Raw genomic sequence first — 16495 nt, 5'->3', positions numbered from 1 at the left:
CCCAAATATTTTTAATAAGCAAATGAAAAACATATCAACCAAAACTAATCTAACCTCACTGAATAATCAGCAACTTAAGGCTGTACTATCAGATTGTAAACGTCTTCTTGTTTTAGCTGGTGCAGGTTCTGGTAAAACCAAGACCTTACTTCATAAAATAAATTATTTAATTGATGATAAGCTTGTTGATGCAAAAAACATCCTCGCCGTAACTTTTACTAAAAATGCTGCAAATGAAATGCTAGATAGAATGATTCTGTCTTCAGATAAAACAGGTTTTTATGAAGAGTTTCTTAAAACTAAAGGTATTACAGCGCAGGAAAGAAATCAGCAACGTCGTACTTATTTAAATAAATTTCCTTGGTTAAACAGATTAACCATTAAAACTATTCATAGTCTATGTTATCAACTGATAAAAACAGACGGTGTACATGTCTTTGATAATAAGTTCAAGATAGTTTCAGACCAAAAATCAAATAGCGAATTTATTGGCTCAACTGCTGAGGAGACCGTAAGCGAAATAATTGAAAAGGTTACCATTAATTTATCTAATGATAAGGAGTTTCTTTTAAGGTTAAAACGTTACATCTTAGATTATTTTGTAGACTTTATACATAATGATAAAGCTAAAGAAGAGTTTAGACCAGAAGGGAAGTATTTTACGTGTTTAAAAGGCGATAAAGTTCGTTCAAAATCTGAACAGTATATTGCGGATTGGTTATATCGCAATAGCATAGATTATGTTTACGAACCAGAAGTAAAGGTTGAAAAGGTAGTCTTTCATCCAGACTTTTTCATTCCACAGGCTAATGTCTACCTAGAACATATAAGTAATAAGAGTTATCCATCGTTTTGGAAAGAAGGTAAAATGAAGATAGCAGGCAACACCTGTATAAAAACTTATGATGATGCTACTCATAATTCTGCAATCTTCAATCAAGTTTTAGATCGTGTCATCAAAGGAAGAATAAGTGATGATTTAACTTCTGCAACTGTCTTGCATTATGATGAAGAGTTTTCAAACTTCAGAAAAGAAATAAAACGTTTTTTTAGAGAGGTGAACGAGGTCAGGAACAAAATTGTAAATTCAGAAAAACCAGTAGAGCAGATAGTAGAAGAGGCTTCAAAAAGCGATTATGAAAGGGTTAGAATGTTCTACGAACTGGCAATTCCAATTATTAATGCATTTAATGACTATTGTATTAATAAATCGTATTTAGATTTTGATGGTTTATTAACCAAGAGCATACAATTACTGCAGGATTATCCGAACATTAGAGAAAGATATCAGGATAAGTATAGGCACATTTTGGTGGACGAATTTCAAGATGTCAATAATCTACAAGTAAAATTACTTAATCTACTTACAAAAAAAGACACCCAGTTATTCTGTGTCGGTGATGATTGGCAGAGTATCTATGGATTTAGAGGGTCTGAAATTGGTTATATCGTAAATTTTAAAAAACACTTTAACAATTCAGAGTTACTAACTCTTAACTTAAATTATAGAAGTACAGACCCAATTGTAAGTGCATCTACAGAAGCTATTAAGAAGAATAAATTTCAAATTCCTAAAGAAATTAAAGCCGTTAAACGTGGAGGACAGAAAATCAAGATATTTTATGAGGAAGAAGAAGGACAAACTAACGCATTTATATGGCAAACTATAGAGACTCATATAAGTAAAGGTGTTAATCCAGAAGACATATTAGTACTATATAGAAGGTCAGCAATGGCATATGATTTAAAACAGAAATTAAAGGATTCTGGTCATAGAATACAATTTAAGACAATACATAGTGCTAAAGGATTGGAAGCTAAAGTCGTGTTTATTTTAGGGTTACATTCTAATAAAGGTGGTTTCCCAGATCCATGGTTGCAGGATAAGATTTACCAAGTTATAAAACCTACAGATTACGATCATTTGCTAGAAGAGGAACGACGACTTTTTTATGTAGCGTTAACAAGGGCAGAAGATCATTTGTATTTAATGAGTCAAAAAGGGGCAGTTTCTGATTTTATTAGAGACATTCCCACTGAATTTGTTTACCAAGACCAACCTGAGAAAGACATAATTACTAATATTATTGTTCTCTGTCCTAAATGTGATTCTAAGTTAGAAGATCACTATAGGTTTTGTCCTGAATGTGGTAATGCACTAAAAGAAGATGATAATGCTAGTTCTGAAGAAATAGGTTATTGTATTAGAACTGGTATTGAAATTCCATACAATCCTGAGCAACCCTTAAGTCTTGAAGCTTGGAAAGTATGGATACAATATGGTGATGAAAATTTTCCTGAAAACTATTGTCATAAAACAGGTGAAAAATCGAATGGAAAAACAAGTATGGCTAAGCCTATTTTAAAGGAAAAGTTGAAATAAAAAATGTAAAATGAAATATTCGCTTATAACCCACAAATTAGCTTCTTTATTCGATTGGTTATTACAGATACTTATGAATGGGCAGGTTACTATTGGTGAGGCTAAAGAACAAATAGATATGGTTGCGGAGGGGAGAGGGGATTATCAATAAAGTAACAAGAAACCATTTACTTTTTTCAATTAGTGATTATACTAAGTTAAATCCAAAAAATAAAGGAGAAGATAGATGAGTTTTAGGGAGTGAATAACAATTTACTGACAATACTTCACTTTATTTATTTCGGCACAATTATTGCTGTATGTTACTTGCTTTGAGGTATTTGCCATTAGGACAAAAGGCTCAATTGGTGTATTGTTTAAGTTAAGCATTTTCTTTGATATATGCAAGATTAGTGCCAAATCTGTCAGTTGCACTGCCAGGTGGGCTCCTTCACAGTCTGGTGATACCAGTAGAAGGAATCTTAAGTTGTTTAAAGAGTTGATAACATTCATAACAATACCTTTGTTCTTATTTCCCCTGGTTCTTACGCGAGTAAGATAGATACCGCAACTTTAGGGTTGGGTTAGGTTTTTACGACAGCAATGTCAAGTTGGACCTGGAGTGCGGCATAGCAATATGATCCGCCATGGGTTGGAGATAGGGTCTTAAGAGGTGAAATTCCTCTGTGGATTGGGGAACACGTCGTAATACGTGGTGTCGGTTAACTGATACGTCCATGGCCCATGCTCCCATTGAAAGAAATATAAAGAGCATGTATACAAATGAATTATGGGATGAATATGTTGAAAAAGTTGAAAATGATTTTCAACTTAAAACTTATCCTCAATTTGATCCCTACTTTGATTTTCCTACGCATAAAGAACGTCTACAAACGATACTATCTGATCCAACTTTTGGTAGAATAAAACAATATGGTTTCTCACCATTGCTCAAGGTACTGCAGAAAACACCGAGATATCGTTATCAAGTAGGTGAAGATGACTATGGCTTAGAAACTAAGATTAGGCCGATACTTTTTGCATCGCATTTCGACACTTACATTTATGGCTTTTATGCCTATGCGCTGAACAAATATTATCAGAGCTATATTAAGTCTATTTCTATTGATGAGGTAGTTTTGGCATATAGAAGTGATCTTGATGGTAAATGTAATATTCAGTTTTCAAAGGAAACGTTTGAAGAGGTCGACAATATGATTGACTTACATGGTGAGTGTTCTGTTATTACTTTGGACATAAAGGGCTATTTTGATCATATAGATCATGAAATACTCAAGCAAATGTGGGGTAAGGTAATTGGAAAAAATAAACTTCCAGCTGACCAATATAAAGTGTTTCGATCTTTAACAAAGTATTCATATGTGAATTATAAAAGTTTTTTAAAACATTTTAAGATCAACCTACGACGTTATGAAAGGAAGCAAAAGAAGAAATATAAATACAAGAAAGGTTACGATAAGGGCTATCAGTCATTATTTGATTTTATTCCTTCTACACTAAACGGATCAACTTACAACGACAAGATGGAAATATTGCGTAAACGTAATTTGATAACCTTAAACAGGAAGAGGGATAGGACGCTAAGTAAAAATGGTATACCTCAAGGTTCGGCAATGAGTGCGGTATTGTCAAACGTATATTTGATAGACTTTGACAAACAAATTGTTGAGAAAGGTAAAAAGGAAGGATTTGTTTACCGAAGATATTGCGATGACTTGATGATAATATGCAAAAAAGAGGATGTCAATAGATTAAAGAATTTCTTGATGGACCTTATAAATGATGAATACAAATTAACTATTCAGGACAAGAAAACAGATGTTATAGATTTTAAAACTTCAATGACTGGTAAATTAAGATCTTTTAAGCGTCAATATAATGAAACTACTAAAATGTTTGATGAGTTGCCAAATGAAAATAAGAATTTTAAGAACCTCCAGTATTTAGGATTTGAATATAACGGTCAGAATATCTACATAAGACCTTCAAGTTTATCTCGTTATTTTAGAAAGCTCAAAGCGAGAGTTGTCAAAACAGTAATGATGGCATATAGCAAAAATTCTAAGTCAGATAAAATATTTAAGCAACAGTTATATAGCCGATATACACATTTTGGAAAACGTAATTTTTTGACCTATGCCACCAATGCATCTAAGAAATACTATATAAATTCTAAGAAGGAAAGAAAAGATGGGATGGATTCCCCAAGTATAAGACGTCAAATTGCTGCTCATATGAGAATACTCAAGCAAGAGATAGAGAAAACAAGTATGCAGAGGGCAAAACAAAAGGGTATTAAAAATGTAAAGTATTAATTTGTTTCAACAGATAATTGACGTCTAAAAGTTAAATTTAAACCATGAGTATCATCAAAGACATTTACGACGTCGCCAAAGAAGGCGCCACCCAAGCGGCCAAAGTAGGTGCCGTAAAGCGTGCCTTAAGAACAGAGGCCAAGCTTAACCTTAAGTTTTTAATGGATGTAAGTTTATCCATGGACATAGATGATAAAAGGCGTGTGGAGATTATTAAAAACCTGGAGCTAGAGGAACTTGCTGCAGCTGTAAGGTACGAATTGCCATACTTGGCAATTTCACGTAAAAAAGTCACTAAAAAACTCACAGAGCAATACAAGATAAAACGTGCCCTAGATTATGATTTAGAAAAGCTGATAGAAAGTTTGTTTCTAATGATATCCTACCTTAAAAAAGACTACAAAAACAAAAGTATAGATCTTAACTTAAGGCTTATTAATATTAATAAGTACAACAACCTACTTATTGAGTTGTTGGGCTAAGGATTGTTTAAAGCGCAGTGCACTAGTTTTCTTACTGACCAATATCATAGTATCTGCAAATGGTACCACCTACATTTGTTTAGGCTTTATGAAGTAACCTAAAAACTAATAGTTATGAAACCGTATACCAAAATTGCAGCAGTAGTATTTGCCATTGTGGCACTTTTACATTTACTACGTGCTATTTTAAATTTAGAGTTATCCGTAGATAATGCAGAGATCCCAATTTGGGTCAGTATTCTAGGGTTTATTATTCCAACTATATTAAGCTATGGCTTGATAAAAGAATCTAAATCTTGATAATATCCGTTGGTGTTTCTACCAATATGGCAATATCGCCACGCAAGGCTATTGGCTGTTTCATGATCTCTGGGTTGTGCTGTATCATTTTCATCCAATCCCTATCTGATAAATCGGCATGCTCAAATTTCTCCTCGTAAGCAGGATGGTCTTGGTTCACCAAATCCTTAATTTCAATACCTAAACGAGAGGCTAAATTGGCAATTTGTGTGCCTGTAAGCGGTGTTTTCATAATGTCAATAGAAGAGACCGGTAAGCCTTCAGCAATGGCATAGACCATAGTTTGCTTGGCTCTAACGGATTTAGAACTGTAGTATAATGTTATTTGTCGTTCGGAGGTGCTTATTTTTCCCATGGCTTCAGTATTAATCAGTTTATGACGCTTTTATGTATCTCATAAAAGTAGCAAGCTTAGGGCATTCCTAAAATGACGGGAGTCAGTGTTGTTTACTGCAAATTTAATTTTATGTTCTGTTATTATTGCCTAAGAAAAGTAGACTTTAAACAGCGTGGTTATTCCTATTAATAGGATAAAGACCAAGGACAGTTTACGAAATTTTGCTTGTGGTATATAAACCAGGATCTTCTTGCCAATATAGGATCCTATTAAACCAATAGCCAATAAAAACGGCACATACTTAAGGTCGTGTTTGTGAATATACCCGTTGTTGTAATACACAATTGTTCTAGAGAAGTCTATCATAAAATCAATAAAAGCAGAAGTGGCTATAAAAACACTTTTTTCTAGGTTAAATGCAGCCATTGTTAATCCTCTAATGGCACCTCCTGTGCCGAGCAATCCGGCCGAAAAACCTGAGAGTGATCCGCCAATAATAGCATTCTTGTTTTTTGGAAGTACAACTAATTTGCTTTTGATGAGAAAATAAGCACTTAAGCCCACTAGAAAAATACCTAAGACGATTTCCAAAAAGTAAGCATCTATAATTTTTGACATCATACCTCCCAAAATGACAAAAACTACAGAAGGTATGCCTATGAACAGTAATAGCCGTTTGTTTAATCCTTTTTTAAACAAGAAAATCTTACTCAAATTACTAGACAGGTGAAAAATTGCTGTCAATCCTAAAACCGAGTGGAAGTCAAAATAAAAATTGCCTAAGGGAACAAAAAATACCGAAGAGCCAAAACCGCCTATGGTTCCTATTATTTCAGCGACCAGTGCTAAAAGTATAAACAAATAATTGATATCCTTCATTTGTGATTTTTTAATCTTTTAATTGTAGTATCAGCTTCAATTAGTCCTTGCGAGAACTAATATAATGTAGGGTAAAATAAGGAGATAAATCGTTGTAATAAATGATCTTTATCTGTTTTTACCTGCTCAACATATCGTTTTTTGTTGGTGCCGTTTATATGGTTTACTGGAGTTTAAACCCAGAATTTAAATCATAAATATGTAGGATAAAACATATTATGATTTACCTTACATCGAAAATATTTGTAATACAAGGGATATTCATATAATTTTAGAGGATCAAATATAATCTACTATGAAAAATTTAACCACTTTATTTATTTGTTTAGCCTTAGTGTTTTCGTTCTCGTGCGAGACTGAACCAGTTGAGTTAGAAGGTCAGCAATTAAATTCTACAGCAAACGAATCTAACACTTCAGCAGATGATGATGACGAGGCAGAGGATGATGAGTCATCAGATGAGGATGACGAAGCATCATGCGAGACTCTTTTTGCGATTGGAGGGGAGGATGCATCCACCTGCTTTTTAGACGACGGATTTAACCGTTGGGGTTGGACTATTGGTCCGTTATCAGGTGGTGAATACACCTTTGATCTGTATTCTGGTGCTGGTCAGTGCGATACTGATAAAGGAACTCTTGTAGGATCCTTAAGTGTTAGTTATGACGAAGCCCTTGGAACAGTTGATGTAGATTTTGACATGCTTGAAGGTTTTGTATTAAATGAAACCCACCTCTATGTAGGTGAACTGCCTTATCCAATAGGTAATAATGGTAATGCTACTGTGGCACCTGGTCAATATCCTCATCAGAATGAATTAGATGATGCTTCAAGTGATTCCTATTCGCTTTCAGACATTAGTGGTGAGATTTTCATCATTGCACATGGTGTAGTTTGCGAAAGTGATGATGATGACGATGATGACGATGATGATGGAGGAGGTGCATTCTAACAATGCGGTAAAGCAACACTTGTTTTAATTGAGATTACGTTATACTTTATCTTCCTTCCTTGGAAAGGTGTAGAACAGTAAAATATATAATATAAAAAACCACTTTATATAAAGTGGTTTTTTATATTAAAGCCATTACCTTTAAATCAATTATAAACACAAAATTATAATGATAGATATACGATTAGCAGTGCTCATTGATGGTGATAATATTCCATCTGCTTATGTAAAAGAAATGATGGAAGAAATTGCTAAATATGGTAACCCAACCATAAAGCGCATTTATGGTGATTGGACCAAACCCCATTTGTCGAAATGGAAAAATATGTTGTTAGAAAATGCCATCACACCTATACAGCAATATGGCTACACCACAGGTAAAAATGCAACCGATTCTGCTATGATCATCGATGCTATGGATATTTTGTATTCAGAGAAAGTCGATGGCTTTTGCTTGGTCTCTAGCGATAGTGATTTTACACGCTTGGCTACCCGTTTACGAGAGGCAGGGATGAAAGTTTACGGTATTGGTGAAAAGAAAACACCAAACCCGTTTATTGTAGCTTGCGATAAATTTATTTATATAGAGATTTTAAAACACCAGGTTTTAGAAAATGAAACGGAAGCCTCCTCTACAAGCAAAGACTCTAAAAACAACTATGATAAAATAACTCGTAAGGAGATTCAGTTTATAGCAAGCACTATAGACGATCTTGCCGATGATGATGGTTGGGCATTTTTAGGTGATGTTGGTAGTTTACTGCAAAAGAAACAACCAAATTTTGATTCTCGTAATTATGGGTTTCAAAAATTAACACCTCTAATTAAATCGATTTCTAATTTTGAAATCGAAAGGCGTGAAGACTCCCGAGGTCGCATGAAATTGATTTATGTGAAGCTCAAAGAGCTGAAGTCTCGTGGGCGGAAGCGTTAGGCATTCCTAAAATGACGAGAGTCAGTAATACACAAGTAAAGAATTGGGTGAGCAGTTTAAGTTTTCAGGATATAATAATTCAACGACTGATACTTATTTTGTACTGTTCTTTTTTATTAAGTCAATAACAAAGTTCATTTGTGTGTCTTTTTGGTTTAAGTAATCCTCATAGTTTTGAATCACCTTATAATCTGGTATTATCCCTCGGTTATAAATTTGATTGGCTTTCTTAGGCACATCTTGTTCTAAATTCACTACAGAAAAGAAGGTTTCAATTTTAGATTTTGGCAAGATATAACCCAAAGGTGTGTGTCCATTATGTCCATAATAACCACCCATGGTCTCTTCGCCAATGACTATTGTATTTTTATTACCTGCTACCATTGCAGCAAATAAACTGCCAGCTGAAGCTACTCTCGGGCTAATAAGCAGATAGATGGTTCCGTTAAACGCATTTTTATTTGGTTTCCATATGCTATGGTCTGCACTGCTAGCGTTTTGATAGTATTTACCGTTTTTTTCTTCTGGAAATTCTTTTTGAAATTCTCTGTTGTATTTGCCAACACCAAGCGGTCTTAAGAACCTTGGGATTTTAGAGTAAATATATTTTAGATATGGTATTTTTTTGAAGCTAATCCAAGCTTGGGTATTTTCTTGAAAGTTTCTTTGTGCTAAGTATGAAAAAGTAACTAAGTCATTAGGATCTGTTCCGCCACCATTATAACGCACATCTACTATTAAATTTTTAATATTTTTCTCTTTAATTGTTGTAAAAACGCTATCTAAAAAAGCAACATACCTGAGATGTTTCGGGTCCTTTTCATTTCCCAATCCAAAATCGTTTATTGTTAGTATGCCGGTTTGATGGTCAATAGATTTATAATGATAGGTGTCGTTTTCTTTCCAATCTTTATAATTGACAGTATCAAAAGGTCTTGAATAGCGCTTATTTACATTTTTGTAAAAGGCTCTGTATGAAATACTATTGAGTGTTGTTTTTTTAATTTCATTCGAATCTCTTGTTTTATATTCAACCAAAAATTCACTTTTGAGTCCATAATTAATTCGATAGTATTTACTAAAACCAATATCTAACCCTATCCGTTTTCCTGTTGTGTTTACACCATCTGTTGTGTAGTATTTATTGAGGTTTTTAATGATGTCTGCAATATTTTCATTATTGATGCTCACTAGTTCACTACCTAAAGGAACTGTGCCATTCTCAAAGTTAATAATCCATTTGTTGTAAATATATTTTATTGGGTACGGAAAATAGCCCTTGCCTTCATCTCGTAACTTAGTTGAAATTTTTGATGGTAAGACCGTGTTATTATGTGAGCTTCCTTCAAAATCCGTTAATTGGCAAATGATATTGTAAAAATCGCGGTACGTTGATGAGCTCTGTATTGTGTTCTCAGCCCAATTGTATATGCTATCTATTTGTTGCTTTGTTCTGTATTTGTAAAGCCCTGAGTTGGCCTCTAAACGGATATTTTTAAATATCTCTAAATCCTTCAGCATTTTTTCTTGTGGTAAGGGAGCATCTATGGATTGCGCATTTATAGTGATAGAAATAAGAACAAGAAATAGCGGTAATAATTTAATTCTTTTCATATGGCAATAATTTTTACCAAATGTAATTTTATAAAACTATGGCCACTTGTATAATGTTGGTAATTACAATTCTCTACTATAGTTTACTTGGTATTCTTTTGGTGAAATACCTATAAAACGCTTAAACGTTTTTGAAAAATGTGCCAAATCGGTAAAGTTGTATTGATAGGCTAAATCAGTAAGTTCTGTATTGGATTTGATCAATTTTTTACTTGAAAATATTTTCCGCATTAATACATAATTCATAGGAGTCATACCTGTCCAAGCTTTAAATTTTTTTGTGAATCCATATTTGTTGATATTGGCTATTTTGGATAGTTCGTCAAGGCTAATCTTATGATATATATGGCTTTCGATGTAACTTCTAATTTGGTTGTAGTTATTAAAATTTAAACCTGAATATTCAGTTTTGTGTTCCTGTGAGTACTGTTCTAAGACTTGCATAAACTGTGACAGATAAGATTCTACCATTTCATCATCTTTGGTATCCAAGGCTATTTTCAGCTTTAAAAACAACTTATTGGCTTTTTTACTTGTTATTTGTCGGTTTATAAACTTTATATTTCTTCCGTTTAGCACATATTTCACCACCTTATTTGGTACGTAGATTGTATCAAACTTTAGGTAAGAGTCATTATCAATTAGTGGGTTAGAATGTATTTCGTAAGGGTTAGTGATAGATATGCTACCAGCCTCTGTAAAAAGGCTTTGGTTTTCAAAATCAATTTGTTCAATGCCTTTATGTATAAGTGATATACAAAACGTTTCGTGAAAATGTTTTGGAAAACTTGTGGTTTGATTCTCTATGGATATATATTCTATACTGTCGAATAACATTCTTGTTTCTTCTGGTTTTCTAATGTGCTTTTACGGTTTTGTGTATTGTTTTTTGAAGGATGTCAACCAAAAAATCATTTTGACTTGGATTAGCCATTTTAGTGAAAACTGCACTAAATAAAAAGCCTAAAGCCCACATGCGTAATTTTTCTTTTAACTAAAGTTACAACTTTTATCTAGATTGTTTCTTTAGCTAACTTTGGGAGGAGAGAATCTTACTTAAGTTTGGTTCTAATTATGGAGTTTTAGTGATTAATCGTTATCTCTCAGATTTACCTTCGATGAATCTTTTTAGTGAAGCTGTACAATAGTAAAAGCCTGCAAAACTTCGTTTTGTCAGAGTTTTTTTGCGCCTTCAGAATCTCATTGGTTTTGAGAATTACATGCTGTGATTCTTCGCTGGTGAGCTGTACAATAGTAAAACCCATCAAAACTTCGTTTTGTCAGAGTTTTTTTGCGCTATCAGAATCTCATTGTTTTTGAGAATTACATGCTGTTGATGCTTCGCTGGTGAGCTGTACAATAGTAAAACCCATCAAAACTTCGTTTTGTCAGAGTTTTTTTGAGCCTTCAGCATCCCATTGGTTTTCGAGAATTACATGCTGTTGATGCTTCGCTGGTGAGCTTTACAATAGTAAAACCCATCAAAACTTCGTTTTGTCAGAGTTTTTTTGCGCTCTCATTTTGAAGCAAGCTTCAATGCAGCGCATAAAAAAACCCTGCACTTGTCAGTGCTGGGCTTTTACTGCTGTAGCGAGAACGAGAATTGAACTCGTGACCTCCGGGTTATGAACTCAAAATTTGCCTAAAACAAAAAGTATTTACTGGGCTTCCGAGCTCTTTTTTTATAAAATCGTATGCAGAATCGTATGCAGTTTAAATTTTCTGGTTAATAACTATTATATAAGTGTAATATAATGATTTATTTGCGTTTAATTAATTATACTTTTTGAATTTATGTAGTTTAAGAGTCAAAAAAAAAATCGGAAAAAATAAACTAGGTCGGATTTAAAGTTCTTTTTAGTTACCAAATGAAGTGGATAATGTATCATTTTATTATATTCATTGAATAAGACTATAATAATCAAATATCAACCTAAATTCTGTGCTTTAAAAAGTATCTGTCAGTGAGTGGTTAAAAATTTCAGGAGAATCAATAATCCCAATTAATTAATAGTTAAAATGCTGAAAGTAAAGTGTTCGTCAATTTTACTTTTAAAGTTTATTCTAAAGAGTATAGATTCTAAAAGGTATATTTGATTAGGACTATGATAATTTTATTTTCTTTAATTTTAATAACCTATTGACCAATCACATAAGAACCCATGAGTAATAAAAATCTTAAACGAGAAACACGATACGGTCTACCAGAAGCAGACCAAATACTATTTAATAGACATTATGTGTTGGGTTACTCGTACTACTTTAGACAGGCAAAATGGGCTTTAGAAATTGTTAATCCTGATACCAATCATGTCGATAGAAAAGATGTCTTCAGATCAGATTATAGAATACCTGAGAAATTTAGAGCAGATAAGGATGTCTATATTGGTTCTGGATTTGAAAGGGGTCATCTTGTAGCTAGTGCTAATCAAATTGATACTGAAATTCAAAATAGTGAAACTTTTCTCTTGTCTAATATGTGTCCTCAAGTTTCTGAATTTAATGGTGGTGTATGGAAAGAATTGGAGAAAGCGGTCAGGGAATTAAATAATGATCCTAAGGTTTTTGAAACATATGTAATTTCTGGACCATTGTTTTATTTTGACCAAGAAGTTATAATGATTGGTGATGATGATCCTAGTATTAAAGTGTCATTACCACTTCCTCATGCTTTTTTTAAGTCTGTTCTAACAGAGAGAAATACAGGTACATTTAATATGTGGTCATTTATCATACCCAATGAGGAGTCTCCTGAACCTCTAGATAGTTTTTTAGTTGAAACTTCTAAAGTTGAGAAAATATCTGGTCTATTCCTATGGGACACGTTAAAAGGAACTAGTATTATGAATAAGAAAAACAGAATTAGAAAAATGTGGAAATTTTAGAAGGATTTTTAAACTTGAATTTTTTCTAAAGTGCTATGTATAATAATTCAGTTTGATTGTTGCCAACGTGTTCGTGTATGATTTCGTTCCGATAAAACTAAGATAGCAAAAAGGGACGAACCCAAAATTCAGCAGCGAGGAAATTCCGAAGGGAATTTCAGACGTAATGAATTATACACGTTGTTGGCAAATGTTAATATTTTCTTTTTCCTTCGGGGATTTGTTATTTCACAACTATTTAAAAAAAGAATGATTCAGAAATTTTGTCACTTATTTTATTAAAGCGATTTGTAAATATTTTCTAAAAAAAAAGGAGGGTGGATGTTTAGATTTTAACTTTACATAAGAATTAAACGGCGCAAATGTCTATGCAACGATTGAGAAGTCATGTAATAATTAGCATCAAAGTTTAAAATGCTGAACATTATTAGTATAATCAGTCCCCGCCAACAAAAACAGTCATTTTCCACTCATTGTCAATAAACTCGAAGGTTGCTCGATAGCCAACCGGCGACCAAATGTAATCCCGAAAAACGTACCCTTTTAATTTTCCGTCGAGACTTTCTGTATAATACCAAATTGTTTCATCAATAGATCTAATAGACTTTTCGTAATCTACTTTCACAATATCATAACTAAACTGTCCAACTATTTCTGATTTTTTTAGGTCTGGGTTATTTCTAACGTTTACGTTGGTTCCTGTAATGGCCATATGTTCAAACGCCCCGTATTTCTCATCATCTCTAGGCCAATTTGAAAAAACATAGGGTATGGAGTAAATTCCACCGCCTTTATATTTTTCACCTCCCAACTGTAATATCTTGTCCATTGTTTTCCAAAAAGAGGAATCGTCTGAAGACCAATTCCATCGACTCTTGAATTCTTCAATGCCACCGTTACCTCCGAAACTAACCAAAATGTCTGAACTTAATATACTAAGTATGTATTCTTTATCCTTCTTCTTAACGGCGTTTTTTAAATTGCTGATAAACTCCTTAAGTACAGGATCCTTAATTTCCATTTTGGGTGGAAGTAATTTTTTCTGCCCAAAAGAACTCATGGTAATTAAAAAAAGTGAAATAAAAATGAAGTGTTTTTTCATAATTTTAGACTTTATATAACAAAATCTGTATTACTAAATCGGTTAATCTTTTATACACCTAACAGAAATTCCAGTTCGCATTCCTCCATATTCTCTATTTACCCCTTCTCTAACGTAAAAAAGACTTCGAGTCCAGAATTCCGTAGAACTCCACCAGCTAGTACTTACACCTTTTGTACCTCCATTTGAGAATCTTCCTCTCAACCTTTTACCACCTGGGAGCGCTTCGAAAACGCCTTTTTCTCGAATATTATTATAATCATCCCACATACTCATGCTTTTCATTTTAATACCTGCCTTATCAACACCGCCTAGATTATCGGTTAACTCTGTCCATTCATCATCTGAAGGGATGTGCCACCCTAAAGGTGCTAGGCCTCTTTCATCATTAACAGCATACCAATTGTACAACTTGCCTAAAATTTCACCGTTATTGCTTTCATTTTCATAATAGCACCAAGCAGGACTGTATGTGTCTCCAGCTTTATCCCATGCTTCTTTGGTTTTAGCATGAGGAATTGGGTCGCCATTCCTGAACTTACTAACATTAAGATTCTTACTCATCCAAACCTGATGGCCAATTTTAACAGACTTGAAAGCATTAGCATCAGCGTTATAGTCTATATGATTTTCAGTCATCGATTCCTGTTTGTCAATATTAACAGACTTGGAAGTATTAACATCAGTTTCAATGTATGGATATTCTTCCCATTCTCCTATTAATTCTCCATTTGAATAAGTTCCGGTACGGCTTAATCGACCGCTCTCATTAAAAAACTTCCATAACCCTGTTTTCTTACCGTCTATATAGTTTCCAATATAGTATAATTGTCCACTCTTATCATATACTTTCCATTCTCCTGTCTTTTTTCCTCTATAAAAAATGCCGCTTTCAGACATATTGCCATTTAAATAGTAATTTATAAATTCTCCATGCCGTATTCCATTTAAATAATTTACAATAGTAGGTGGTTTTCCCTTCTCATAAAAGTACTTTTGTACGCCATCTAGTTTTCCATTAGAATAGTTTTGTATTCTTTCCAGTTCGCCATTTATCCGATAGATTTTACATTCTCCATGTAAGTTCCCATATGAATAATTGTTTTCTCGTTCTAACACGCCGTTCTCAGAATAGGCCATTTCTTTTCCATGTTCTTTAGTGTTTAACATGTTTATGATACTACTTAATTGACCATTTTCATAATACATTTTAAACAAGCCATTTATTTCTCCATTAGAATTGTTACTAATTGATTTTAATCGCCCATTCTCATAATATTCCTTTTGTGCGCCGTCTAGTTTTCCATTTGAATAGTTTTTAATAGCCTGTAATTTCCCACTATCATAATAGTATCTTTTTTCTTGAGCATTTAGGTTGAACACCAGAATACTAAAAATTGCGAGTAAGATTATTTTTTTCATTTTTCTATTTTAAGTTCAACATCAAGTTGTAAAACGTTATTTTTTTTCTATTCCGTTAATATAGTTGACTTGTTTTATCAATGTTCCGTCCATATCATAGTCATTAATAGTGCCATTGCCATTTACTAATGTGCCTTTATTTAAACTAGTTCCGTTACCGTCAAAACAAGATAGGATTTCCATTAATTTACCTTCCTTATAAAACAGTACTTGATAAATTTGTCCATTTGTATGATACAGCTTCCTTTCTCCATGATTATAATTATCCTTGAAGTTCTCTATAGAACTTAAATGCCCATTTTCGTAATAGATTTTCCATTCTCCTGTTGGTTGATCTTCTACATAGCCTCCACTGTACCTTAATTTTCCATTTTTATGATAGATTTTCCATGCTCCTGTTTTCACATCAGAAGACCAATTCTCATCATCAGCAAAGTTTCCAGATTGGCCTATTTGTCCATTTTCAAAATATACCTTATAGGCTCCAATTTTTTTTGTTCGCCCTACCGTTTTATTACTGTTATAGCTAACACTTTCTTTTAACTGTCCGTTTTTGTAATAGGTTATAGACTTCCCTTTTTTCCAGCCAAAACTATAGTTTGAAATTTCACTTAATTGTCCGTTGTCATAATAGAATTTCCATTCGCCGTGTTTGGTCTTACTACTTGAACCCAACCTTTCATGACTTCCTATGCTTTTTAATTGTCCGTTTTCATAATAGGTTTTCCATTCTCCTTTTTTGACTCCATAATCATTAGAAGATTCATCATAACTTCCTACACTTTTTAATTGCCCATTGTTATAAAAGGTTTTTTTCTCCTGAGCGTTCACATGAAACACTAGAACACTAAAAATTGCGAGTAAGACTATTTTTTTCATTTTTCTATTTT

General features: G+C 33.3%; 15 protein-coding genes. 8 read left to right on the top strand and 7 right to left on the bottom strand.

Annotation, left to right across the window (positions count from 1 at the left end):
- Window positions 1-22: 22 nt before the first annotated feature.
- The 5 genes from ACFWV9_RS10850 (at window position 23) to ACFWV9_RS10830 (ending at window position 5480) form a co-directional block, all read left to right on the top strand.
- Window positions 23-2383, top strand: a complete 2361-nt coding sequence (locus tag ACFWV9_RS10850) for a UvrD-helicase domain-containing protein (RefSeq protein WP_411895239.1) — start codon at window positions 23-25, stop codon at window positions 2381-2383.
- Window positions 2384-2393: 10 nt separating this feature from the next.
- On the top strand, window positions 2394-2534 hold the full coding sequence (locus ACFWV9_RS10845) for a hypothetical protein (protein ID WP_411895238.1): 141 nt from the start codon (window positions 2394-2396) through the stop codon (window positions 2532-2534).
- Between the two features lie 514 nt (window positions 2535-3048).
- Window positions 3049-4698 (top strand): reverse transcriptase domain-containing protein, encoded by a 1650-nt coding sequence (locus ACFWV9_RS10840; RefSeq protein WP_411895237.1) that lies wholly within the window; start codon window positions 3049-3051, stop codon window positions 4696-4698.
- A gap of 44 nt (window positions 4699-4742) precedes the next feature.
- Window positions 4743-5180, top strand: a complete 438-nt coding sequence (locus ACFWV9_RS10835; protein WP_411895236.1) for a hypothetical protein — start codon at window positions 4743-4745, stop codon at window positions 5178-5180.
- Between the two features lie 114 nt (window positions 5181-5294).
- Window positions 5295-5480, top strand: a complete 186-nt coding sequence (locus ACFWV9_RS10830) for a hypothetical protein (protein ID WP_411895235.1) — start codon at window positions 5295-5297, stop codon at window positions 5478-5480.
- Here ACFWV9_RS10830 and ACFWV9_RS10825 read toward each other — a convergent pair.
- The gene (locus ACFWV9_RS10825; RefSeq protein ID WP_411895234.1) at window positions 5470-5835 is read right to left on the bottom strand and encodes an arsenate reductase family protein; all 366 of its coding nucleotides are present in this window, start codon (window positions 5833-5835) and stop codon (window positions 5470-5472) included. The two genes, ACFWV9_RS10830 and ACFWV9_RS10825, sit on opposite strands and share 11 nt — an antisense overlap.
- A gap of 129 nt (window positions 5836-5964) precedes the next feature.
- Window positions 5965-6696 (bottom strand): sulfite exporter TauE/SafE family protein, encoded by a 732-nt coding sequence (locus tag ACFWV9_RS10820; protein WP_411895233.1) that lies wholly within the window; start codon window positions 6694-6696, stop codon window positions 5965-5967.
- Between the two features lie 295 nt (window positions 6697-6991).
- Here ACFWV9_RS10820 and ACFWV9_RS10815 point away from each other — a divergent pair, with 295 nt between their 5' ends.
- Together ACFWV9_RS10815 and ACFWV9_RS10810 are read left to right on the top strand one after the other, a co-directional pair.
- A complete protein-coding gene (locus ACFWV9_RS10815) occupies window positions 6992-7648 on the top strand; it encodes a hypothetical protein (RefSeq protein ID WP_411895232.1) in 657 nt (218 codons plus the stop codon).
- Between the two features lie 172 nt (window positions 7649-7820).
- Window positions 7821-8582: an NYN domain-containing protein gene (locus ACFWV9_RS10810; protein ID WP_411895452.1), complete on the top strand. Its 762-nt coding sequence runs from the start codon at window positions 7821-7823 to the stop codon at window positions 8580-8582.
- 93 nt (window positions 8583-8675) lie between these two features.
- Here the strand turns inward: ACFWV9_RS10810 and ACFWV9_RS10805 are convergent, their stop codons facing one another.
- Window positions 8676-10196, bottom strand: coding sequence for a S41 family peptidase (locus ACFWV9_RS10805; protein WP_411895231.1), 1521 nt, complete (start codon window positions 10194-10196; stop codon window positions 8676-8678).
- Between the two features lie 63 nt (window positions 10197-10259).
- Entirely contained in the window at window positions 10260-11033 is a 774-nt protein-coding gene (locus tag ACFWV9_RS10800; RefSeq protein WP_411895230.1) for an AraC family transcriptional regulator, read from the bottom strand.
- A gap of 1325 nt (window positions 11034-12358) precedes the next feature.
- On the opposite strand from ACFWV9_RS10800, the gene ACFWV9_RS10795 reads away from it, so the two are divergent.
- Window positions 12359-13081 carry a DNA/RNA non-specific endonuclease gene (locus ACFWV9_RS10795; RefSeq protein WP_411895229.1) on the top strand — a complete coding sequence of 241 codons (723 nt, stop codon included), beginning with the start codon at window positions 12359-12361 and terminating at the stop codon, window positions 13079-13081.
- A gap of 436 nt (window positions 13082-13517) precedes the next feature.
- Here ACFWV9_RS10795 and ACFWV9_RS10790 read toward each other — a convergent pair whose 3' ends face one another.
- The 3 genes from ACFWV9_RS10790 to ACFWV9_RS10780 are packed head-to-tail and all read right to left on the bottom strand — an operon-like array spanning window position 13518 to window position 16484.
- Window positions 13518-14183: a hypothetical protein gene (locus tag ACFWV9_RS10790; RefSeq protein WP_411895228.1), complete on the bottom strand. Its 666-nt coding sequence runs from the start codon at window positions 14181-14183 to the stop codon at window positions 13518-13520.
- A 42-nt stretch (window positions 14184-14225) separates the two neighbouring features.
- Window positions 14226-15605 (bottom strand): FISUMP domain-containing protein, encoded by a 1380-nt coding sequence (locus ACFWV9_RS10785; RefSeq protein WP_411895227.1) that lies wholly within the window; start codon window positions 15603-15605, stop codon window positions 14226-14228.
- A gap of 36 nt (window positions 15606-15641) precedes the next feature.
- Complete coding sequence (locus tag ACFWV9_RS10780; protein WP_411895226.1) at window positions 15642-16484, bottom strand: toxin-antitoxin system YwqK family antitoxin; 843 nt, start codon at window positions 16482-16484, stop codon at window positions 15642-15644.
- Window positions 16485-16495 lie beyond the last annotated feature (11 nt).

The organism is Winogradskyella sp. A2, from assembly GCF_046762865.1.
GTDB lineage: Bacteria > Bacteroidota > Bacteroidia > Flavobacteriales > Flavobacteriaceae > Winogradskyella.
The sequence above is the reverse complement of the archived record's forward strand: the minus strand, read 5'-3'. Positions and strand labels throughout refer to the sequence as shown.